The sequence below is a fragment of the Algoriphagus sp. oki45 genome (genome assembly GCF_036245605.1).
In the GTDB taxonomy this organism is placed as follows: Bacteria; Bacteroidota; Bacteroidia; order Cytophagales; family Cyclobacteriaceae; genus Algoriphagus.
Genome location: NZ_BTPC01000001.1, coordinates 1,704,619 through 1,727,839, shown reverse-complemented (window position 1 = coordinate 1,727,839; position 23,221 = coordinate 1,704,619). Strand labels below are relative to the sequence as shown.

The following is a 23,221-nucleotide window of genomic DNA, read 5'->3' as shown; positions in this document are numbered from 1 at the left end:
TTAGTTCGAATATCATGAGGATTTCAAAACCAAACGAGCTCTTTATTCGCATCTGGAACCGATGGGCGGTAGGATTTTTCCTGATCGCTGCGCTTTTCGGGGTGACCATGAGAGCATTTCACATCGTGGAAATCCCTGTTCTCGAATACCGTCATATTCTCCATACCCATTCTCATATAGCCCTCTTGGGATGGGGATTTATGATGCTGATCGGAACCATGATATTTGAGCTGGAAGGAAAACAAAACTTTGGGAAAAAATACGGGTGGCTATTCATCGCCTTGCTGGTTTCCCTACTCGGAATGTTGTTCTCCTTCCCAGTGCAGGGCTATGGAGTAGTGAGTATTTCCTTTTCCACCTTGTTTGTGCTCCTTTCTTATGCATTCATCTTCAAGCTTTGGAAGACCCTTGGGCAAAAAGAAAACACCACTGGAATTCGGCTGATTCGATGGTCTCTGATCGGGTATCTGATCTCAACCTTAGGCCTATGGGCTTTGGGGCCTGTGACGGCCACTTTGGGAAGAATGCATGAAATGTATTTCATGACCATTCAGTGGTTTTTGCACTTCCAGCTCAATGCTTGGTTTGTACTCGGCACGCTCGGTTTGATCGTTTTTTTTGCAGAAAAAAGAGGTATTAAGATCTTATTTTCTGGTAATCAAGAAATGGTCTTGCTCGGATCTATCCTGCTTACTTATGCTTTGGTGGTCACTTGGGCTGCGCCTTCTCCGATGTCATTTTGGATCAATTCGGTGGCAGTAGTACTTCAGGCGGTAGCCTATTTCATGGTGCTTCGCAAAATCTGGAAAGCCCTTCCTCACCTCGAGCTGACCCGATTTGTCCGAGGGATGATCTACTTGGCTATGGTTAGTCTGATCGCTAAAGCTATTCTTCAGTTGCTGTTGGTGGTGCCTGCGGTTGCGGTCATTTCTTACACGATCCGAATGTTTGTGATCGGATTTCTCCATCTGGTTCTGCTGGGAGCAATGACTTTCGGCTTGGCAGGATTAGCGATGGCTGAGGGTCGTTTACCGCTGAGTCCACTGTCCAAAATCGGTTGGGTACTTGTGGCGCTGGGTTTTGTGGGTACGGAGCTTTTGCTCTTTGGTCAGGGGACGATGGTCTGGCTTGCACTGGGCTATTGGTCTTGGTATCATACAGCGCTATTTATACTAGCTGCTCTGTTCCCTTTGGGGCTCTTAATCGCTCTCCTCAGTCTATTTGAGACCGTTTCCAGTCCCAATCCCTTTATAGAATTTCCCTCAATTACAAATCAAACCAAATCCCAAACTATGAAAAAAGCGATGATCTGGTCCATGGGCATCGTAGCGATGCTCCTGACCTCATGCGGTGGAGGAAGTGAATCACAATCTTCCTCTACCGGTACTTCGGCACCTGCCGAAGAAGCTGCGGCACCTGCAGCTGATCCCAAAGGAATCGGGGAAGTGAAAAATGTGGATCTGGGTACAGGCATCGATCCTGCTTTGGCTGATAAAGGCAAAGCTATCGTGGACATGAAGTGTACCGCCTGTCACCAGCTGAATGACAAGCGTTTGGTGGGCCCGGGATTCCAAGGGGTCACCAATCGTCGACGTCCAGAGTGGATCATGAATATGATTACCAATGTGGATGTGATGCTGGATCAAGATCCTGAAGCTCAAAAGCTTCTCGAAGAGTGCCTTACCCGAATGCCCAATCAAAATATTTCTCTGGATGATGCCAGGGGTATTTTGGAATACATGAGAGTAAATGATGAAGAAAAGAGCGGTCAGCGCGATGCGGCCGTGAAATAACCCAGTTAAACTATAATCCAAATGAAAACACACAAATGGCTACTTGCTGCAGGGCTTCTAGCGGCGGCGGTAGCACCAGGATGTAAGCCCAAAGGTGCCCAAAGTGCCATCACGGGCGATTCTGCCTCCAAAGTCTATGTGGCACCGGGAGAGCATGACGAGTTTTACAATATCGTCTCGGGCGGTTTCAACGGTCAAATGTCCGTCGTGGGACTTCCTTCCGGTCGGGTTTTGAAAATTCTCCCCGTTTTCTCCGTCCACCCGGAAAACGGCTGGGGATATTCCGAGCAATCCAAACCGATGCTGAATACCTCCAATGGTTTCGTGCCTTGGGATGACTTGCACCACATCGCGATCTCTACGACTAATGCGGAACATGACGCTCGCTGGGCTTTTGGCAATGCCAACAACACTCCCCGTATCGCACGAGTGGATCTGAACACCTTTAAGACTGTAGAAATCATAGAGATTCCCAATTCGGCTGGTAACCACTCCTCACCGTTCATCACTCAAAATACCGAGTATGTAGTGGCAGGAACCCGTTTCTCTGTGCCTGTAGGGGATGATCAGGACGTATCTATTGATTCTTACAAAGACAATTTTAAAGGATACATCTCCTTTATTGGAGTAAATCAGGAGACCGGAGATATGGATCTTTCTTTCCAGATCGAAGCTCCTCCGTTCAACTTTGACTTGGCCCGTGCCGGAAAAAACAAATCCCACGGCTGGTTCTTTTTCTCCACCTACAATACCGAGATGGCCCACACGCTTTTGGAAGTGAATGCTTCGCAAAAGGACAAGGACTTCATCATGGCGGTCAACTGGAAAAAGGCTGAAGAATATGTGAAAGCAGGTCAGGGGGCCAAGAAAAAAGTAAAATATGCCCATAACAAATGGGATGAAGAAACCCACTCGGCTACTTCTACCATCAAGGAAGAAGTGTTGACCTTGGATCCGGCCATTCTCAAGGATATTGTCTATTTCATTCCATGTCCTAAATCTCCTCATGGTACCGATACCGACCCGACGGGAGAATACATTATTGGTTCAGGAAAATTGGCTGCGATTATTCCGGTATTCTCCTTCACCAAAATGCTAGCTGCGATTGAAAACAAGGATTTCGAAGGTGATATCAACGGAATGCCCGTGCTGAAGTACGAGTCAGTACTGCACGGAGAGGTCGAAAAGCCAGGCTTGGGACCATTGCACACTGAATTTGACGGCAAGGGAAATGCCTACACGTCCATGTTTGTGTCTTCCGAAATCGTGAAGTGGAATATCGAAACACTCCAAGTACTCGATAGAGCTCCTACTTATTATTCTGTGGGTCACTTGAGCATTCCCGGTGGACCTACCGGCAAGCCACACGGAAAATACCTCGTCGCATACAATAAAATCACCAAAGACCGATACCTGCCTACCGGGCCTGAACTCGCTCACTCCGCACAGCTATACGATATCTCCGGAGATAAAATGCAGCTGCTTTTGGACTTCCCGACCATCGGTGAACCGCACTATGCAGAGTCTTTCCCAGCTTCTCTGATCAAAGACCGTCAGGTGAAATTCTATCCGATCGAGAAAAACCACAGCCCTTACGCACTCAAAGGAATCAATGACGCCCGAGTGGAGAAAAAAGGCAATCAAGTACACGTGTACATGACTTCTATCCGATCCAACTTCAGACCTGACAATATCGAAGGGGTCAATGTGGGGGATGAAGTTTACTTCCACGTGACCAATCTCGAGCAGGACTGGGATGTACCGCATGGATTTGCGATAAAAGGCGCCAATACCGCCGAGCTGTTGATCATGCCGGGTGAGACTGCTACCCTGAAGTGGGTTCCTGACCGAGTCGGAGTGTTCCCATTCTATTGTACCGACTTCTGTTCGGCACTTCACCAGGAGATGCAGGGCTACTTGAGAGTTTCTCCTAAGGGAGCTAATGTCCCCCTGAAGTACTCAACCGGAGTCTCTGAATAAAAATTAACTCTAGAGGCGGTTACGAAACCCGTTGTCACATTGAGCGAAGTCGAAATGTGGTTGTACTTGGTACGATTGCCCTCGACTCCGCTCAGGCTGACAACTCGGCCACAAAAAACAGCCTCTATTTCTCCCCCTTAGTCATGAAATCCCTCAGCAATACCAACCGAATTCTCATTTTAGTCGCTGTGCTGACCTTGATTCCGGCCTATTTCACTCCGCTTTGGCAGATCAGTCTATGGGCACCTCAGTATCCGGAAGGACTGAATATGAAAATCTGGATCGACCACCTCAGTGGTAATGTGGATCAGATCAATGGAGTCAACCACTACATCGGCATGAAGCATATCGGAGTGGAGATGTTTCCAGAATTCACCTACCTCAAGTATGTCATGGGAGCGATTATCGGATTGGGTGTTATTTTTTTCCTGCTTGGGAAAAGGTGGTCACTCTATTCCTTTCTCGGACTCTTGACCTTATTTGGTATCGCCATTCTGGTGGATATGTACCGCTGGGGCTATGAATACGGGCATGAGCTAGACCCCAAGGCTGCCATCAAAGTGGAAGGTATGGTTTACCAGCCTCCGCTGATTGGATACAAACAACTCTTAAACTTTCTGGCTTACTCCGGTCCGGATACCGGCAGCTGGATACTTATGGGTGGAGTAGGCCTATTGATGCTTGCTGTTTTCCTCGATTGGAAAGGAAAATAAAACCCAAAACCTGACCTAACGACCTTTAATTAACCCCCTTTGCTATGAACCGATTATGGATTGCACTGATCTCTCTGCTGATATTGGCAGCCTGCAGCTCCGAACCGAGACCTATTGTCCTCGGACAAGACGCCTGCCACCACTGCAAAATGACCCTGATGGATCCCAAGTTTGGAGCCGAACTGGTTACTGACAAAGGCAAGATTTTCATCTTCGATGATGTCAATTGCCTAATGGGGTACATGGATTCCGAGGAAGGGAAAAGCCAGACTTTTAAGCATGTCTTGGTCATGGACTACCTCAATCCCGGCACGCTCATCGATGCCAATTTTGCCCATTACCTCAAGTCTCCCGAGTTTAAAACCCCCATGGCTTCCAATGTCGTGGCTTTCCCCGAATTTGGTCTTTTGGAAGAATTCAAGTCCAAAAATGGCGGTGTGTACCTCGCTTGGGGCGAACTCACCACTCAGTTTAAGTAAGGTCTGAAATCGAAAGTCATGAACCGACTGATCCTATTATTCATCTTCTTGTCCTTCAGCGGATTTTCCGCGGAAGGGGCCAAGATCGTTCTCAAGCCTGGCCAATCCATCCAAGCTGCGGTAGATCGGGCTGCTGCCGGTGATACCTTGCTTTTTTCTCCAGGAACGTATCAAGCATCAGCGGTCACGATCCGCAAGCCCCTGAGTCTGATCGGAGAAAACTACCCGGTGATGGATGGGGAAAACAAGGGCAACATTTTCCTCATTGCAGCTGAAAATGTATTGGTTCGGGGACTGAAATTTATCCGAACCGGAAAGTCAAACATGGACGATTCGGCCGCAATCAAATTCTTCGATTCCAAAAACTGTACTGTGGAAGATAATATCCTGGAGGATACTTTTTTTGGTCTTCACTTTTCCAATTCGTCCAACCTTACGATTCGAAATAATAAAGTCAAAGCTTCAGCTACCCGGGAATTTGAGGTGGGTAACGGCATTCACCTGTGGAAATGCAAGGACAACCTGATTGAGAAAAACGAGGTTTCAGGCCATCGGGACGGGATTTACCTGGAGTTTGTTACTAATTCCCTGGCTAAGGAAAACTTCATCCAAGGAAATATGCGCTATGGCTTGCACTTTATGTTTTCCCATGACAATACTTATCTGAGAAATACCTTCAAAAGAAACGGGGCCGGTGTAGCAGTCATGTACACCAAAAACGTGACCATGCAGGAAAACCGTTTCGAAGAAAACTGGGGCAGCAGCGCTTACGGCATCCTGCTTAAGGACATCTCAGATAGCAAAGTCATCGGAAATACCTTTCAAAAAAACACGGTCGGTATCTACATGGAGGGCAGCAGCCGGATCGATTTCAAGGACAACAACTTCAAAGAAAACGGATGGGCGCTGAAGCTTATGGCGAGCTGTGATCAGAACCTATTTCAGGCCAATAATTTTGCCGGCAATACCTTTGACATCAGCACCAATGGCAATACCGTGCTCAACGAGCTCAAAGAAAACTATTGGGATAAGTACGAAGGCTATGACCTCAACAAAGATAAAATCGGGGATGTGCCTTATCGTCCCATCAATCTATACAGTGTGATCGTCGAAAAAATCCCAGCATCAGTGATGCTATGGCGAAGCTTTATGGTGACGCTTTTGGACAGGATGGAAAAAATTCTGCCCACTATGACTCCGGACGAAATGATCGATCACTCACCTAAAATGCGACCTTATGATTTCGGTTAAAAACATATCCAAAAAGTTTGGCAAGCTGCAAGTTCTGAAGGAATTCAACTTGGAGTTTGAGCTTGGAAACAGTTACGCCCTCATGGGGCCTAACGGCTCAGGAAAAACCACCCTGATCAAAACCATCCTGGGCATGGTGATCCCCGATAGTGGAGACATCACCGTCGCCAGCCAATCTATCAAAGGTGACGTGAGCTATCGCAAACAGATCGGCTATATGCCTCAGATCGGACACTATCCGGCTAATATGAAGATCGGGCAGCTTTTTTCCATGATGAAAGACATGCGTCCGGAGATCAAAACCTATGATTTGGAATTGGTGGAGGCTTTTGGACTGGAGCAGATGAAAGACAAAGCGCTGGGAACACTCTCCGGAGGTACTCGACAAAAAGTCTCCGCCGCTTTGGCTTTCTTATTCAATCCCGATATTCTGATTTTGGATGAGCCCACGGCCGGACTCGACCCGATTGCGGTGGAGGTGCTAAAAGCCAAGATTAAAAAAGAGCGGGAGCAAGGAAAGTTGATCCTGATCACTTCTCATATTCTGAGCGATCTCGAGGAGCTGACCAATCGGGCCATTTACATCTACGAGGGAGAGGTTTTTTTCTCAGATACCATCGAAGAACTCAAAGAAATCACCGGAGAGAGCAAGTTTTCCCCTGCCATCGCCAAACTGATGCAGTGGACCCTAAAAAAAAAGTCAAGTAAACCAATTCTGAGCCATGTTTAAGCTACTCAAATACGCGCTTTACGATATTCTGAAATCCCGCTTTGCGATCATCTACACGGTGTTTTTGGCATTAGTGGCGATTTCGATTTACCAGGTTTCGGATGATCTGAGCAAGGTTTCGCTCAGCCTGATGAATATCATGATCCTGTTTATCCCGCTGATTGCTGCGGTCTTTGCCACCACCCATTTTTACAATAATCTGGAGTTTATCGAATTGATGCTGGCTCAGCCGGTAAAGCGGATTCACGTGTTTCTCAGCCAACTCCTGGCCGTAGTGATTATGCTGAGTTTATCTATTTTACTGGGATTTGGACTTCCTATGATGCTTTGGGGTGCTGATAGCAGTTTGCTGACGCTGCTGGTTGTTGGAGTCGTGTTAAGCTCAGTCTTTGCAGGATTTGCATTTTTGGCAAGCGTACTCACTAGGGACAAGGCCAAAGCCATCGGAATAAGTCTGGCGCTGTGGATTTACTTTTCCTTGGTCTATGACGGCTTGGTCTTGTACATCATTTACAGCTTTGCCGATTATCCATTAGAAAAAGCCACCTTGGCACTGGTCATGCTAAATCCTGTTGACTTGGGAAGAATACTCATGCTGATGCAGTTGGATATTTCGGCCTTGATGGGTTATACAGGGGCTTTTTTCCAACAGTTCTTTTCCAGTGGATCAGGCATTTTAATTGCCACATTTGCCTTGGTGATATGGATGCTTGTTCCAAATTATCTTGCCACCCGGGTTTTTAGAAAAAGGGATTTCTGATAGAGTTAAAGTTCGAAGGATAACTCCTGAGGTCCCTAACTAGGATCCCTAGTGAAGGGATGGAGAAATAGATTCTTATTGCACCCAGAGTTTTGCAGTCACAGATTCTGTCAAAGAACCGATTTTGAGAATGTAAAATCCATCTTTCACGGCTTGGTCTAGGATCAATTCTTTTTGGTTTTCTCCCGGAACGGTAGAGATGGTTTCTTCATAAACCAGGTTTCCGGTAGCTAGATTATAAACTCCCAAAACCATATCTCCACCGGTTCGGGTTTTTAAGATGACATTGGTTTTCCCGACAAAAGGGTTTGGATAGACAAAAGCTTCTGCCTTCGCAGGTGCAGTGATTTCTTTTTGATTGGTGAACCTGACCTTGTCCAAAGCCAATTCCATAAGACCGGAATTTGAAAATCCCTCATTGGTGAAAGAGATCATAACCAGATCAGAAGGGTCCAAGCTTTGGTTGATGCCGGTGGACTCAAAATCCTTGAGAGCTACTTGAACTTGGGACTCTTGTCCTGTAAGTGGTACAGTGAGCGTGTAGTGATCTTCGTATTTGTCCACAGACTTTTTAATCAATCGAATCGCAAGCTCACCAGAACCTTTGGCAGAAAAGCTCAAGTACTCATATCCGGATAAATCAGCAGGAATTCCACCGCCTCGAATCGTCCTGTAAATGGTGCCATAGGTGGAAGTTTGGGCTGACAGATCCACTTTTCTCAAAAGTGGATAATTGGCCGTAGAGTCTTCGGTGGTGCCATTGGATACCGTAAAATCATTCAGGCTGGATCCTTCTGGCAGGTAATAGTTCCATAACCCATCACTGTCAAAGACATAGTCTGTGGTTTGGTTTTTATTTCCTAAAAAGACGGCAGCCTCGGCGTAATCTTTCAAGTCCAGAGTGAAAGTATGCAAGCCTTTGGAAGGTAAGGGGAAAGTAAGTTGTTGGTTGATGATCTCATTGGAGGTCTCTGAAACCTTGGCTTCATAGCTTAGGCTGGCTTCATTTGCCTCTGATTGATTGAGGATTTTTAGGGTGACTTTACCGGGTTCGTTTGGATTTCTGTGACCTTTGGTGATCAAAATCTGGGGAACAGAGACTTGAGTAACCTGGTTTATGGTTCCTTGGAATTTTAGATTATTCAAAAGATCCAGGATCAGCGATTGCAAGAGCTTTCCATCTGCGCTCCAAAATTGGAAGTTGAAATGATCGGGATAAGTTTTGTAATCCTCCAGCAACCAAGCGGACTGCAGACATGATTCCCGATTGCCACCCCTTACCGATCGAATTCACTTCAGTAAGCTATGAGGTGGGGGAAATGGAAGTCAAGGTTTTGGTAGAAATCCATACCATTTACAAGACAGGCGTGGAGGTCGAAGCCATGCATGCGGCCTCAGTGGTGGCATTGACTATGTATGATATGCTCAAGCCCATCGATAAGGGGGTAAGCATCGAACAGATCAAACTGGTAGAAAAGAAAGGCGGAAAATCTGATCGAACCCCAATTCCAAATCAGACAATTTCAGCCCGGATTGTGGTGTGTTCGGATACGATCTCCGCTGGCAAAGGGGAAGATCGGGCTGGGGAAGTGATTCGGGAAAAATTAACCGATCATGGAGTAGAAGTCAGGGATAAGATCGTCATACCCGATGACAGGGTCCAAATTCAAAAACTCGCCAAGGAAGCAGAAAAATCAGGCATTCATCTTTTGGTTTTCACCGGGGGCACAGGTCTTTCTCCACGGGATGTCACTCCGGATGCTTTGGAGGAAATTTTGGACCGAAGAATTCCCGGAATTGAAGAAGCTATCCGAAACTATGGTCAGCAGCGTACGCCTTTTGCCATGCTATCCCGATCTCTAGCCGGGCAGATTGGGAACACCCTGATTTTGGCAGTTCCGGGTTCTACCTCTGGGGCAGGAGAATCTATAGATGCCGTTTTCCCGGCTTTTCTCCATGTTTTTAGAGTAATGGAAGGGCAGAGGCACGAATGAGTTTTGCTTTAGATTTTTACTTTTCTTCTCTTCTCCACAAAGGTTTCCAATCGCTTCAAGGCTACTTCCATTTCTGAGGGACTGATACTGGTAATGACAGCGCGAAACCAACCCCGCTGCTGATGTCCAAATCCCTTAGAAGGGGTCAGCAACACAGAGGTTTTTTTATATATGTCCAGCCAAAGTATTTCCTCTCCTGATTCACTCTTTTCATCCAAAAACTCTGATAAATCCAACCATACAAAAAGGCTGCCTCTTGAGGGGTTGAATGGGATGGCAAGACTTTTTAAGCCCTGTGTAAAGGTGATATAGGAATGGGTGAGCAGTTTTTGGAATTTCTTGAAATAAGAGGCCAAAAAAGTATGGTCATCCAAAACTTCCTGCATGACCCATTGGGTGTAATTGGAAATGGAGTGACCTGCACCAGCATTTTGATACCCTTGAATCAGCGCTGTATTGTGCGAGTGAAGTAAGCCTATCCTAAAGCCGGAAATGCCGAAGTCCTTGGAAAAGGAATACCAAAAATGGAGGAATGGACTTTGAAATTCCTGCATCAGCTTGCCAAAAGAAACGAATGGGGTTGGGTTGGGGTAGTCCGCTTGCAAGTCGGGATGAGTGATGTCAATCTGAGAAAGTCCATAGATTTCGTTGACCACGAGATGGATTTGATGGTATATGCACCATGAGGCAATTTTTCTGAGATGATCTTCCCGATAGATTTTTCCGGTAGGATTGTCAGGAGAAGTCAATATTAACATCCGAAACCGACTGCCCTTATCTTCGATTTCGGTCTTTGCCTGATCCAATAGACTGATTTCAAAGTCATATTCGCTTTCATTGAATTCTCCGGGAAGTTGCAAATCATAGCGTAGTACTCCCGGTAAGTTGCCAATATCCCCAGTGTAAACTGGATAACTTGGAGCAGGAATGACGGCTGTATCTCCGGGATTAGCCAATAGGAAACTGGTCATTTCAATCACCGAAGTAGCACCCACAGAGAGTGCAAGACTGTCTGGATCTACTGGGCAATGGAAAAGAAATTTGCTCAAAAACCCTGCTGTGGCCTTCCTAAAAGATGGGGCTCCGTTGGAATCGGTATAGTTGGCCACCCAATCGGGGATATCCTTTTCCCGAGTCACTTTTTGAATTCGTTCACGAAGTATTTCCCAGCAAAGCTGGTTTTCTGCGATGTTCATCGGAAGTGTGCCTGAGGGATTTGTTTGGGGATGATACAGGTTTTCCATCGCTTCGGAGTAGATTTTTAAATCTACCCGGATGGGGTTTTGTGCAGCTTTTGATCCTTTTTGAGACAGAAAAGAGGCGTCAGGCATAGATTAGTACAGCGAAAAGCAAAGGGATTAAAAATGTATTTCTTACAAGGTCTGAAATACAATGTAACCCAATAATCTGATTTTCTTCAATTATGGAGAATGAACTTGCCTTTTCTTCTTTCCGACACTTTTAAGACTTTGGATAGTCAGCTCAAATTTTTTATTGAACCAGTAGTTTGGTGGTCAGCAACTCTCTGTTTGAAGATAGGCGAAGGATGTAAATTCCTTTTTTTACATCTGGACTAAGAGTTAATAAAGTTGAATTCGATCCTGCTTTTGTTTCAATGGTTTGATTTTGAATCAATCTGCCTGAGTCAATACTGAACAATCCCAGATCCATAGGTCCACCGATGGCGGATTCAAAAACCAAAGTCGTTTGGGAAGAAACTGGATTGGGGTAGGCCTGAAGCTGGAGGGGATTGGTGTTGACCAATTCTTTTTCTCTTGCAAAATTGATTGATTTAAGCTGTACCTGAAGTTTATCTTTACTTTCTACAGTGAAAGACAAAATAACCAAATCATTCAACTGTACAGGAGTATTCATTTTTGGGGATTGAAAAGAAGAAAGCGGCAGGCTGTAGGTTCTGGAGTTTGGACTGAGGGCTATGGTGTAGGAATAGTGATCTTCAAAATTTTGGACTGACTTTTTAATGAGCCGAATAGTCAAACTTCCAGTTCCGGAGGCTTCAAAGTTTAGGTAATTAAAAGAACTTAAGTCGGCAGTAGCTCCGCCACCTTTGACTGTTTTATAAACGGTGGCATAATCTGAACCGCTAGATTCAAACTGTACATTTCTCCAGATGGGATAGGTTCCTTCTTTGGCTTGAAGTTCATTTTGATTCTGAATATCAAAAACCCTAACCTGACCCCCTGATGGAACAAATGAAGCCCAAAGACCATCACTTTCATAAATGTAATCCTGCTTGGTCGAGGAGAGTAATTCCAGAGAAGACTCTGCATAGTCCTGAGCATCCCATTCGATTTTCTGAATTCCCATGGGAGTCAATGCCACCTCTTTTGTCTCTGTCAGCATTTCATTTGAGCTTTCATTCCTTTTGGAAGTGGAGATCAACTGGACAGAGGATTGGTGAGTTCGATTCCAAATAGTCAATTCCACCTTGCTCGGATCATTGGATTTCCTCACCGATTTGCTGACGAAAATTCCGGGCTGAGTTTTCGCCACGGTTTGGAATATAGTCCCTTTGGATTCAAATGAATCTATTACGGCTTCCACCATGCGCTGAAGGACTTTTGCATCAGCACTCCAAAGCTGAAAGTTGAAAAACTTCTCTTCTGGCTGATAATCCTCCAGCAACCAGGCAGATTGAAGGTGGAATTCCGTACCATTTTGATTGAATCCAACAGAAAAAGAAATTGCGTATTCGTTTAGACCTGAAGGTGGGTTTAATAAGCTTCGGATGAGTTTATAGTTTCCAACTTGGAGACTGTCAATAGCCAGCACTTCAGATCCTTTGAGACGGTCACAAACGTACTTGGAATGCTCGTAAATGACTCCGGAAGTTGCAGTGGCAAAGAGAGTGGCAAAATTATTTCCCTCCTTGAGGTAATCCACTGACACCACTTCCTCGGCATTGGTGATGTCCAGAAGCTCAGTCGGGCTGGTAATATATCCTGTGAATTCTTCACCTAATTGGTCTTCATTGGGAATAAAAGAATCCAGTGTGAATCCTTGGGTTCTAGCAATTTGATAGTTTTTAAGGCTGGGTTGTCTTTGGTAGTTCAAGGCCACATTTCCGTTTTGGTATTGTGAAAAGATCTGCTCGACTACGGCAGTTCCCAAACTTTTACTTTCCAATCCACCGTCATTTCCGGAGCTCACTCGGAGATTCTCTTCTCCAATCAATTGCACATCTGTGGCTGTTCCATTGGTCAGTGGATACGAGCAGATACATAACGGTAGATTATCTTGAGGATCGGAAAATTCGATGGTAATTACCCCGGCAGTGGGTAGATTACTATTGTGGAAGTTATAGGATACTTGATTGGAATTGGGAATTCCGGGAGGATTGAAGGGGCTTCCTGTGTCATTGTTCCCAAATGTCCAATCCAGCCTTGTAGCCCCGCTTGTATCTGTGATCCAGCTTTTGGTGACCACAGGAGGAAAAAGAATCTGACCTCCCCAACCAAAGGTGAATGTCCCTTCATAGTTTTTGGTTAGCGCATTTAAAAAATAGCTACTTACAGGACTGATATTTAAAGCAAACTCGGTTATTCTTTGTCCGTTGCCATTGTTTCTTTTGTAAATCTGAGGACATCGCTTATTATCGACTTCCTGGGCTAAAGTTGAATGCGAAATGATAACAAGGATTATCCACTTAACTGCAAATAGTAAAGGTTTGATCAGGTGATTTTTCATAATTGATCTTTCTAGCTATGCCAAAAATGTCAAAAGATGATCCTGTTTTTTAAAGTATTGAAAATCAAATGATTGAAAATTTTTGTAATTCCATTTTCAGGAAATAGCGAGATTATTTTCCAAAATATGGAATAATTACTTTTTAAATGTGAAGTATTTTTGCAGAAGAAAATTGACAGTAAGGACAATTACTGTAGATACAATTTTTGCCACTGTGGGTTGGGCATTAAAAAAAACGATCAAGCCCTTAAGAATGAGATAATCGCTCCCCAAGCCTTGAGAAACCACCAGAATGTATTTGAAAAACTGCTTTCCGGTTTTTTTTCTGCCCGTATCCACAGTTTTAAAAGCAAAGTTTTTGCTCAGCCAAAATCCCGTAGGGATTGTGGCAAAAAATGAAATGATCAAAGCCAAGGTATAAGAAGCCACATTGTAGTCTCCCACATCCAACCCACTTTTGGGAAGTATAAATTCATACAATACAGCAAAGAGGAAAATATTCAGTGCGGTATTGAGGGCGCCAACAGCCAGGTAGGCGTAGACATCGTAGGCTAGCCATTTTTTGAAGATAGGGTAAAAGAACTGAAGAAATGCCTCAATTCCTTTGCTCAAAGATAAATTCATGATGTTTTAGGCAAGAGCTTTTGAATATGACTCAGGTACCATTGGGCCAGCTCGTTCATAGGTAGGCCCTTTGCAGCTTTGAAGTTTTGATCTTCAATTTTCTTTCGTTCTTCCGGATTATCGATCAGACTGCTAACTGCCTTGGCCAAGCTTTCTGCATTTTCTGTTTCAAAGTAAGCTCCGCCGTATCCTTCTTCTTCCACTACTCGCTCCAGGTCATCAATTTTTGGAAGGATACAGGCTCTGCCGTAGCTTCCTGCCTGATGTAGGATTCCTGAGCTTCCAGTAGTGGTGGTATAAGGGAAAATGACAAAGGTGCTGTCCCAGAAGATTTTGGATACCATTTCCTCGGGGATGTAACCGGTATACTCCACATTGGGAAGATGTGCGTACTTTTTCTTCAATCCATCGATGTAGCCTTTGACATTGGGATTGTCTGTGCCTGCTACGGTAGACTTGAATTTCAGATTGGGATACTTTTTCTGAAGAATCTCCATGGCATCGATCATTACCTCCGCCTTTTTATAGGTTCCAAATTTCCCAAAAGCCATCAAATTGATCTCTTTGGGTTCATCTGGGAGGTAGTTTCTTTCGGGAAGTTCAAAGTTGCCGTGGGGAAGTAAAACCACATTTTTCGCCTTGTATTTCTCCTTGAGTATGGTCACATATTGGGAGATGGTCACTCCGACCAAGTCGGCTTTCAGGATGAACTTGGTCAGTTGCTCCCCAATCCAAAGGAAAAGTTGTCCTTTAAACTTGCTGTCGGCCATGCCGATCGTATCCAATTTAACCGTTTCGGTGATATTGTGTAGGATGACCACAGAAGGGATTCCCAAAAGCTTGCACATCCAAGGAGTCAAAAGTCCCAAGGCAGCAGGGATTTTACCTGCTCCGAAGGTCATGAATTGAAGGTTCAGAACCACTGCATCCGGTTTCAGCTCTTTGAGCTTTTTCCGCAGATGCAGTACGGTAAACCAATTGTCAAATTTCCAGCAAGGAATGATGTCCAAACCTTCTTCTGCATATCGAGAGTATTGAGCGTCATCCTCGAGATGATTGGTCAGAATGTAAATTTTATCGATTCCTTTCTTTCCCAAAAAACTTCGGGTCAGGTGGTATCCGTACTCGTTCAGGGTCACTTGACTTGGTGGATATGGGGTGATGAAGGCCAGTTTCATATGTTAAGGATTTAATGGTTTTTCATTGATGATTTTTAAGGCATCCAAGCGCCAATTGTCTCCCTGAAAATACAGGGCCATGGCGATTGAGGCCTGAGTTTGAATGCTGTCTCCCGAGGGGAGGTGGTACTGAATTACTGCTGAAGAATCGATTAGCTGACAAGCCAATCCATCGCGGGACCAATTCTTAATTATCACCAGGTGGCTGATGTCTTGTCTTTTGACCGCTCCAGAAAGCTGACCGGGATAGGCTTCCGACAGGCTTTGATAAAACCGTTCGGTAAATCTGTCCTTTCCGGGTTTGAGATCATTGCTTTCATAGATGTAGTTCAGGTGCGCCCAAATCGCTACTAGATCTTTTTCCAGAGTTCTCAACTGATCATCGGTGGGCTCCACACTGGATTCCACTCTCAGGTTCATTTGAGTCTGATGATTAAATGCCCTCTCATCAAATCGAAGGAAATAGGGTGGTTCGGGTTTGACTTTTTGCAAGCTTGCCAAGGAAAACAACAAGATGCCGACGAGCACAAAAAAGGAGATAAAAATGTATCGTGTCATGGCTTCTTGAGGATTAAAGTTTCAGAAAAAACCTGGGCCACATTTGCGTGAACACTAGCCCCTTCAAAGCGCTCTGCCGAACAACGAACTCTTACAAATCCCTCTCTTGCCACTTCTTCGATAATCCAGGTTTTACCGGAATTCCGAATGGTAAAAGTGAGTAAGGTTCCATTGGAAATCTGATTCTGAAAGGCGTCCCTCAAGGGGCCTGCCAGGACGGTGAATTCGTTTTGAATTTCATCAAACTGAATGGTCATCGGGATGGACTCGGGTGTACCGGCAGTGATGTAAAAGCTGGATAGTTGGGTATCAGACTCCCCAGCAAAAGTTCCGACTTTATCGCTCTGACTAATATACCTCTCTTCGAAAAGCTCCCCACTTTCCAAAGGAACAAGGTTACCCCCTTTCCCAAAGGAATAGCGCATTTGCTGCTGCACAAGACTGCTGTCCGTGTTCAGGGTTTTTGGGCTGCGAATGTCTTCCAATTTCCCATTTCCGAGTTCGGGATTGAGGATTACCGGAAAAGCAAAGGATTTTTCTTCCAATTCCAAAACGATATAAGCCTGTCCTACTACAAAAGAACGGTTTTTGGGATAGGCAATCCTCAGTTCGCCTTCTTCTACTTGATAATCTGCCAAGATAGGCTGAGAACTCGTCTGAATGAGGACTGACCAGTCTCCGGGCTGAACTTTAAACTTCAATATTCCATCCGATTCCCTCCATTCTTGAATAGGATTGATCCAAGTAGGCTGATTGACTTCGGGCGATTGGCAGGAAAAAAACCAAACCATCATGAGTAGGGATAGGGTCTTTTTCATTGCAGATAGATTTCAGGTGATATAAAGCAGTGAGGCAAAAGCTGTATTTTTTGTTCAGTATTCCAGCTTTTGAGGACGAGGCTTCGCTCCTGCCCATTGATCTGGAGGAAAATCGGGATATCCTCTACTACCACACTCTCTAGGGCCTTTTTCTCCAGGTCCACTCGGAAGCTTGTGCCCAATCCACTGCGGATCGACCGAGGGTGTGTTTCCAATTCCACTTGGATGATTCTTCCCAGACTATCCCGCTCAGCAATCAATACCCCCGGAATAGTGATCTCGGTAGTCAGCGGATTTTCCATTTCTATTTCGAGTAGGTAGGAATTGGGGTTTTCTTCTTTGATTTCAAATCCTGTCCGGATTCCCCGGATATAGCCTCTTTCAGTCACGTCCGTTTCTGCTTTCAGCGTAATGCTTTGGATAGGATATACTTGGGTGGAATCCTTAGCCAAGGGAATTTCGAAAAATGTCGTGGCTTTTGGGGCAAGGTTGTAATGCATTTTTCGCTCTGGATAAAAGATCGCCAGACTATCGTTTTTAAAAGTTACTTCAGCTTTAAGTGCAAGGGTGATGGGGTTGTTGTCTGCGTTGATAAGTTCTCCGGTGATAGAAGTCAATCCGTCTCTTTCTACCAGATTGGCTTGAAAAAATGCCGCAAAGGGCTTTTTGATACGATCGTCTTTTACAGTCGGAAAAGCGGAAATGACCCTTTTACCCATTTTCTTAAACAGGGTGTAATCATAGGAAATCACCTGATTTTTAGGAATTTCCAATTCCAGTTTGGGAGGAAGGATGAACCAGTGACTCCCGTTCTTCTCCAGCACAAATTCCTCCTCCAAATACCTCGGCCCCAAGGAGGTTCTCCAGGTGGTATTGACTTGGTATTTGATTCGGTCCTCGCCTAGCTCCAAAGTGTCTATTTCCAGTTGGTTGAGTTTGGCATAGGAGGGAAGGAGTCCTCCGTCCTTCACCGATTTTTCCAATAAATATTGATCCAGACTATAATCCGGACCGGATTTGAAATAGGAAAAAGCTTCCTCAAATCGCTGAAAGTCCAAATGATCGTAGAAGGCATAGATGGTTGATTCCGGGTCTTTTCGCTGATCGACAAGCAGCATTTCATAGATTAGATAGGTCAAAAAGCCGGAGAAAATCAAAAAAGGCATCCAAGCGGAGAGGAAAATCACCGGCTTAGGGTATCGCTCCACTATCTCAGGAGAAATCATTTCAGTCTGAGATTTTTTGAAATGAAAGAGGTAAAGGAAGGTCAGCAAAAGAGCTACTGCCACTGTGGTGAAGGGTAGGATTCCCCAGGCCTTTTTCAGGATGGGGTGAATGTCTTTGGGTTGAATAGGCTGGATTGTAGATATGTTTCCTTTTTCCCATACCATGATTCCATTTTCCAAGCGGATAGTTCGATTCCAACCCGTATAAAACAAAAGCGGGTCGTAGTATTGATCATTGCTGAATACATACTTCAGCTGGTATTTTTCTGAATCGGTCAGGAAATCTGTCAAGCTGGCCATGCCTTCTTCAAAAAGATATTTGGCATTTTCCAGTCGCTCCACTGCTCGGGAAGTCATTTCAGGAAGCCTTCTGGCTGAGTGGTAATTTCCATCGATGGTAGCTGCCAATGTATTGGCACTAAGCCAGGCCATCTGATCTCCAAAACCCAAAGTCAGGTAGCGCCAACGCATGTGATCGTCCCGGTTTAGGAAATTGAGAATGGGTTCGATTTTCACTTCTCTTGGCTGCAGAGGGCGAAAACTGGCTAAATGAAAAATGTAAATGATAAAGAGCAGGTAAGAGAAGCCACTCAATCCGGAAAGTAGGAAGTGGGAAGTTTCTCCAAACCTGCCTATCCAATATTGTCGGATCGGACCTGACAGGAAGGATACCAGAAAGTGACTGATGTAAGGGATGGCAATGATCGAAGCCCAAAATCCAAATCTGTCTAAGGTCAGGATATTGAAGGCATTTTCCCCCAGCATCAGCTTGGGAAGTGGGGTAGTGCCTCCGCTACCGAATAGCAGGCATAGGAAAAAAGAAACCGCCCAGCCCAAGTGTCTTTTATGGCGGGTAATCAAAAAGGTAATGGCTGGCAGTAGAGCCAAGATCAACAGCAGAGGGATGATATAAAATACCAGTCCTGAGCTGGTCACTTCCAAAAAATTATCCCGTGAACCATGGGGAATAGATACTTGACTGATCGGGTCAGTTTTACTCCAATACCAATAAGGGAAAATCAATCCCACGGCCAAAATAATTGCAATGATGCCGAAGAGTAAGATTTCAACTTTCTTTTCCCAAGCAGCCATTAAAAGCCGGGGAACAAATTTTTTGAATAGACTCTCTTCGGCCAAGTCTTCCTTCCAATCGACTAAGGCCATCAGCATGGCAGGTGCGATGAAAAAGACCATCCCAAATATCGCAGTGACATGATGAGAACTGACCACTACAGCAATAAATGACAGAGAAAGGACCAAATACCTCGAATCTGAACTTTTCAGGTATTGGTAAAGAAAAGGAATCGAGTTGAGCAGAAGAGCCAAGCCTGTCAGAGTGGGGACTTGTCCGTAGACATGAAGGGTCTCTACCAATGAGCTCAGAATTACAGCAAGTATGGCGGCAACCCCAGCTGTTCTCTTGTCATAAAACATTTTGGTAAATCGGTAGACTCCAATAATTAATGCCTCATAGACGATGATGGCATAAATGGCGAAGGCAACTTTGAATGGGAAAAGCTTGCCGAGAAGGGCTACGGCTTGATGAACAAGCGGGGGGTAGCTGATCGTGAGAAATCCCGTGTACCAACGGTATTCCCAGGGCTCAAACCAAAATCGGGAATAATGATCCGCAAAAAAGATATGCACGAAGGCATCGTAGGTCTGGGGCAGTGTGAAATAAACAATGATGCCATGGGTCAATAAACCAAGGGAAAGGGCTACCAAGAGCAGCCTTTTCCCTATAAAATCTTCCCATAGCATCGTTTCCTGATTTTTCAAATTAGAGAAGCTGGATTTCTTTAAATATAAAGTTCTCCTTTGACTTCTTTCACTCGGGCAACATATTCTTTGATTTGCTGCTCGTTCTCTTTTTTGCAGATCAACAAAGCCTCCCGAGTATTGACCACGATAAGATCCTCCAGACCTCCGATTACCATGAGTTTATCTTCGTTGCTATGAACTAAGCAGCCCTTACTATCCACTAGGATGGTGCTTTTGCTATTGGATGCATTGAGGGATTCATCTTTGGAGAAGTTTTCCCAGGCACTATTCCAAGTCCCTAAGTCATTCCACTGAAAATAGGAAGGAATCACAAACACGTTCTCTGCTTTTTCCATCACGGCATAGTCAATAGAGATCGATCTGCATTCTGCATAGGCCTTCTCGATGGCTGCATCCTCTTCTGGAGTATTCAAAGCCGGAAGAGCTTCTTCAAATAAATCGTAGATATGCTTCACGTGCTCCCAGAATGCATGGACAATTTCCTCTGCTCTCCAGATGAAAATTCCCGAATTCCAGAAATAATCTCCTGACTTTAAGAATTTTTTTGCTGTTTCCCGATCTGGCTTTTCTGTAAATCTCTTTACCTGAAAAATTCCTTCCTGCTTACTCTCTAGGCTTTTTTGGATATAGCCATATCCAGTATTGGGGTGATTGGGCTGAATTCCCAAGGTGACAAAAGCCTCGTGAGATTCGGTGTAGTCCAGAGCTTTCAGGCAGGTTTCCTCAAACAAATCCAAGTCTCCGATCAAATGGTCACTCGGAGCTACAATCAGATTTGCCTTTGGATTCATCTTTTTCAATTTGAAAGAAATGTAGGCCACGCAGGCTGCGGTATTCTTTCTTTCCGGTTCGCCCAGGATGTTTTCTGCGGGCAGGTTTGGAAGCTGCTGCTTCACGATTTCCATGTATTCTCTGGAAGTGACCACATAGATGTTTTCTTCTGGAATGAAATCAGCGAATCGATCGTAGGTTGACTGAATCAGCGTTCGTCCGGTATTCAAAATGTCCAAAAATTGCTTTGGATAGCTGGACTTACTCATGGGCCAGAATCTGCTTCCTACTCCTCCGGCCATTATTGCGACGTAATGATTTTGATTTTTCATGGGTGTATTTTTTTAAGATTGATGGATCAAATGGATTGAACTGAGATTTTTTTGGTTTTGCTGGTGTAAATTTTTTGTGGCTTTGATTTGACATGGTACTGATAATATAGGCCCAGAAGCTGAAGAGGGATTCTGATGGTGTCTTTGAGCTTCAGTCTAGAATCACCAACTTCGGTCCATTGCAAAAGAGGGTACTCCAATACTCCGCGCTGAAGTGTGGTCTTACCGAATTTTTCCTGAAGTCTCAGAAAAATCTCCACATCAAACAGCCAAGGGGTCTGGAAAGGAGTCTTGAAGAGGAAGGGAACCAGATTTCTCTGAAATATTTTTGCCCCGCATTGGGTGTCCTGAAAGTTTGCTTTCAATATGGTCTTGATGATTTTCTTGATCATCTTGCTGGCAAATGAACGGCTATCGTCTCGGTTGATGGCTGCACCCAATCGCTGGATCCTACTTCCGACTACAGCACCGAATTTTGGATGAGCTTCTTTGAACTTGGCCATTTGAAGCCATTCTTCCGGTACGGTAGCCAGATCTGCATCCAGAAATCCAATCAGCTTGGAATCGAAATTTTTATGAACGAACAGCATTCCATATCGCACCGCCTCTGCCTTTCCTCCGTTTTTTGCCATATTCAGCACGCAGACATTGGATGGAGATTCTGTTTGTAAACCTCTCAATACCGCCAGCGTTCTGTCTTTGCTTCCGTCATTGACAAGGCAAAGTAGAACCTCTGGATGTGCAAGAGCGAAGGATTTAAACTGCTGGTAAGCAAAACGCTGCTCTTCATTGTAGCAAGGAACTACGATGGCGTATTGATGCTGAATCTCCGGCTGGTACTTCAAAGCATCTTTCAATAGCTGATTGAGTTGAAGAGCGTTTTTGGTTTCGGTTGTGATCATGACTGTTTCGATTTCGGTGTGCCAACTTTTATTCAAAAGCATTTCCAAATTTTTAAATTATTGAAAATCAATTGTTTGCAAATTTTAAGAAAAAATTATTTTCCAGATATTGGAAAAAATTCCATTTTATGAACAGGATTTAAATAGATTTCCTATCTTCCGTAGAATCAAAAGATAGCTATGGCACAGTTCAAAATATTCATAGTTGAGGATGATCCTTGGTACGGGCAGATTCTTCAATATCACCTGAGTTTGAATCCTGATTATGAAGTCAAGCTTTTCGAAACGGGTAAAGAATGTCTGTCTCGGCTTCATGAGAAACCGGACATGGTGACCGTTGATTTTTCCTTACCTGATATTTCGGGGGACAAATTGTTTCAAAAAATCAATGCCTTTGATCCTGCAATACCGGTGGTGGTAATCAGTTCTCAGGAAGATATCTCGGTGGCGGTGGGATTGCTAAAGGCCGGAGTAAGTGATTACCTAGTCAAGGATGAAGCTACGAAAGACTTGCTTTGGAATTCGGTCATCAAGATCCGTGAAAACCAATCTCTAAAGAAGGAAGTGGAAGTGCTCAAGGAAGAGCTGGGGCAGAAGTTTTCCTTCGAAAAAACTATTATCGGAAAGAGTTCTGCACTGACCAAAGTATTTGGCTTGATCGAAAAGGCAATCAAGACGAATATCAATGTGTCCATTACTGGTGAGACAGGGACTGGAAAAGAGGTTGTAGCAAAAGCCATTCATTACAATAGCGAGCGGAAGAAGAAAAGCTTTGTTGCGGTCAATATGGCTGCTATTCCCAAAGATCTGATCGAAAGTGAGCTTTTCGGATATGAGAAAGGGGCCTTTACCGGAGCTGTTTCCAGAAAAATCGGAAAGTTTGAAGAGGCGGTGGGCGGTACCATCTTTTTGGATGAAATCGCCGAAATGGATCTTAATCTACAGTCCAAGCTTCTTCGGGTTTTGCAAGAAAGGGAATTGACCCGAGTGGGAGGAAATGAACAGGTCAAGCTAGATGTGCGAATCATCACGGCCACACACAAAAATCTCGCAGAGGAAGTCAAAGCCGGAAATTTCAGGGAGGACTTGTTTTTCCGTGTCATGGGTTTACCGATCGAACTGCCTCCATTGAGAGATAGAGGAACAGATGTCTTGATTCTTGCAAAGCATTTTGCAGATGACTTTGCCAAGTCCAATAAAATGTCCTCGATTTCCTTCTCTCAGGAGGCTAAAAACAAACTCCTCCAATATCCCTTTCCGGGAAATATCCGGGAGCTGAAAGCAGTAGTAGAGCTGGCTGCAGTCATGGCTGATGAAGGGACAATCGATGCTAAGGACTTGAGTTTCTTCAGTACTCAGAAGGAGAAAACACTCTTTTTGGAACAGAAGACACTTCGGCAGCATACCTGCGATATTGTTCAGCATTATCTAAATAAATATCAGGGGGACGTATTGGAAACAGCCAAAGTTTTGGACATCGGCAAAAGCACGATTTACAAAATGATTCAGGAGGGCGAAGTCAAGACCGGATAGTCTTAAAGTTGGAATTTTTTCCAGTTTTTGGAAAAAACCAGTATTGATTTAGTTGAAAAAGTCGAAATACAGACTCTAGGGGAGGGTTT

At 44.6% G+C, this 23,221-nt stretch carries 18 protein-coding genes and 1 pseudogene; 9 read left to right on the top strand and 10 right to left on the bottom strand.

Annotated features, from left to right (window positions below; all coding sequences use genetic code 11):
* Nucleotides 1-14 precede the first annotated feature (14 nt).
* The 7 genes from AAA942_RS07540 (at nucleotide 15) to AAA942_RS07510 (ending at nucleotide 7,706) form a co-directional block, all read left to right on the top strand.
* The gene (locus AAA942_RS07540; protein ID WP_338219635.1) at nucleotides 15-1,793 is read left to right on the top strand and encodes a c-type cytochrome; all 1,779 of its coding nucleotides are present in this window, start codon (nucleotides 15-17) and stop codon (nucleotides 1,791-1,793) included.
* A 21-nt stretch (nucleotides 1,794-1,814) separates the two neighbouring features.
* Nucleotides 1,815-3,773 carry a Sec-dependent nitrous-oxide reductase gene (gene nosZ, locus AAA942_RS07535; RefSeq protein WP_338219634.1) on the top strand — a complete coding sequence of 653 codons (1,959 nt, stop codon included), beginning with the start codon at nucleotides 1,815-1,817 and terminating at the stop codon, nucleotides 3,771-3,773.
* 143 nt (nucleotides 3,774-3,916) lie between these two features.
* Nucleotides 3,917-4,486 carry a hypothetical protein gene (locus tag AAA942_RS07530; RefSeq protein ID WP_338219633.1) on the top strand — a complete coding sequence of 190 codons (570 nt, stop codon included), beginning with the start codon at nucleotides 3,917-3,919 and terminating at the stop codon, nucleotides 4,484-4,486.
* 44 nt (nucleotides 4,487-4,530) lie between these two features.
* The gene (locus tag AAA942_RS07525) at nucleotides 4,531-4,965 is read left to right on the top strand and encodes a nitrous oxide reductase accessory protein NosL (protein WP_338219632.1); all 435 of its coding nucleotides are present in this window, start codon (nucleotides 4,531-4,533) and stop codon (nucleotides 4,963-4,965) included.
* Between the two features lie 18 nt (nucleotides 4,966-4,983).
* The gene (locus tag AAA942_RS07520; RefSeq protein ID WP_338219631.1) at nucleotides 4,984-6,216 is read left to right on the top strand and encodes a nitrous oxide reductase family maturation protein NosD; all 1,233 of its coding nucleotides are present in this window, start codon (nucleotides 4,984-4,986) and stop codon (nucleotides 6,214-6,216) included.
* Nucleotides 6,203-6,946, top strand: a complete 744-nt coding sequence (locus AAA942_RS07515) for an ABC transporter ATP-binding protein (protein WP_338219630.1) — start codon at nucleotides 6,203-6,205, stop codon at nucleotides 6,944-6,946. Before AAA942_RS07520 ends, AAA942_RS07515 begins: the two co-directional genes overlap by 14 nt.
* Nucleotides 6,939-7,706, top strand: a complete 768-nt coding sequence (locus AAA942_RS07510; protein WP_338219629.1) for an ABC transporter permease subunit — start codon at nucleotides 6,939-6,941, stop codon at nucleotides 7,704-7,706. Before AAA942_RS07515 ends, AAA942_RS07510 begins: the two co-directional genes overlap by 8 nt.
* A gap of 75 nt (nucleotides 7,707-7,781) precedes the next feature.
* Here the strand turns inward: AAA942_RS07510 and AAA942_RS07505 are convergent, their stop codons facing one another.
* Nucleotides 7,782-8,852, bottom strand: coding sequence for a T9SS type A sorting domain-containing protein (locus AAA942_RS07505; RefSeq protein WP_338219628.1), 1,071 nt, complete (start codon nucleotides 8,850-8,852; stop codon nucleotides 7,782-7,784).
* A 101-nt stretch (nucleotides 8,853-8,953) separates the two neighbouring features.
* Between AAA942_RS07505 and moaCB the strand changes: the two are divergent.
* A pseudogene (gene moaCB / locus AAA942_RS07500) lies at nucleotides 8,954-9,700 on the top strand (bifunctional molybdenum cofactor biosynthesis protein MoaC/MoaB); the annotation flags it as partial.
* An 8-nt stretch (nucleotides 9,701-9,708) separates the two neighbouring features.
* Here the strand turns inward: moaCB and AAA942_RS07495 are convergent.
* The 9 genes from AAA942_RS07495 to AAA942_RS07455 form a co-directional block, all read right to left on the bottom strand.
* Nucleotides 9,709-11,031 carry an aminotransferase class I/II-fold pyridoxal phosphate-dependent enzyme gene (locus tag AAA942_RS07495; protein WP_338219627.1) on the bottom strand — a complete coding sequence of 441 codons (1,323 nt, stop codon included), beginning with the start codon at nucleotides 11,029-11,031 and terminating at the stop codon, nucleotides 9,709-9,711.
* A gap of 160 nt (nucleotides 11,032-11,191) precedes the next feature.
* Complete coding sequence (locus tag AAA942_RS07490; protein WP_338219626.1) at nucleotides 11,192-13,408, bottom strand: T9SS type A sorting domain-containing protein; 2,217 nt, start codon at nucleotides 13,406-13,408, stop codon at nucleotides 11,192-11,194.
* Nucleotides 13,409-13,543: 135 nt separating this feature from the next.
* Nucleotides 13,544-14,032, bottom strand: a complete 489-nt coding sequence (locus AAA942_RS07485; RefSeq protein ID WP_338219625.1) for a GtrA family protein — start codon at nucleotides 14,030-14,032, stop codon at nucleotides 13,544-13,546.
* The gene (locus AAA942_RS07480) at nucleotides 14,029-15,210 is read right to left on the bottom strand and encodes a glycosyltransferase (RefSeq protein WP_338219624.1); all 1,182 of its coding nucleotides are present in this window, start codon (nucleotides 15,208-15,210) and stop codon (nucleotides 14,029-14,031) included. Before AAA942_RS07480 ends, AAA942_RS07485 begins: the two co-directional genes overlap by 4 nt.
* A gap of 3 nt (nucleotides 15,211-15,213) precedes the next feature.
* Entirely contained in the window at nucleotides 15,214-15,768 is a 555-nt protein-coding gene (locus tag AAA942_RS07475; RefSeq protein WP_338219623.1) for a hypothetical protein, read from the bottom strand.
* Nucleotides 15,765-16,586, bottom strand: a complete 822-nt coding sequence (locus AAA942_RS07470; RefSeq protein ID WP_338219622.1) for a hypothetical protein — start codon at nucleotides 16,584-16,586, stop codon at nucleotides 15,765-15,767. The genes AAA942_RS07475 and AAA942_RS07470 overlap by 4 nt, the downstream gene beginning before the upstream one ends.
* Nucleotides 16,583-19,573, bottom strand: coding sequence for a hypothetical protein (locus tag AAA942_RS07465; protein ID WP_338219621.1), 2,991 nt, complete (start codon nucleotides 19,571-19,573; stop codon nucleotides 16,583-16,585). Before AAA942_RS07465 ends, AAA942_RS07470 begins: the two co-directional genes overlap by 4 nt.
* A 38-nt stretch (nucleotides 19,574-19,611) precedes the next feature.
* Nucleotides 19,612-20,697, bottom strand: coding sequence for a mannose-1-phosphate guanylyltransferase (locus tag AAA942_RS07460; RefSeq protein WP_338219620.1), 1,086 nt, complete (start codon nucleotides 20,695-20,697; stop codon nucleotides 19,612-19,614).
* 26 nt (nucleotides 20,698-20,723) lie between these two features.
* A complete protein-coding gene (locus AAA942_RS07455) occupies nucleotides 20,724-21,599 on the bottom strand; it encodes a glycosyltransferase (protein WP_338219619.1) in 876 nt (291 codons plus the stop codon).
* A gap of 180 nt (nucleotides 21,600-21,779) precedes the next feature.
* Here AAA942_RS07455 and AAA942_RS07450 point away from each other — a divergent pair, with 180 nt between their 5' ends.
* A complete protein-coding gene (locus tag AAA942_RS07450) occupies nucleotides 21,780-23,132 on the top strand; it encodes a sigma-54-dependent transcriptional regulator (RefSeq protein WP_338219618.1) in 1,353 nt (450 codons plus the stop codon).
* The last annotated feature ends 89 nt before the right edge of the window (nucleotides 23,133-23,221 follow it).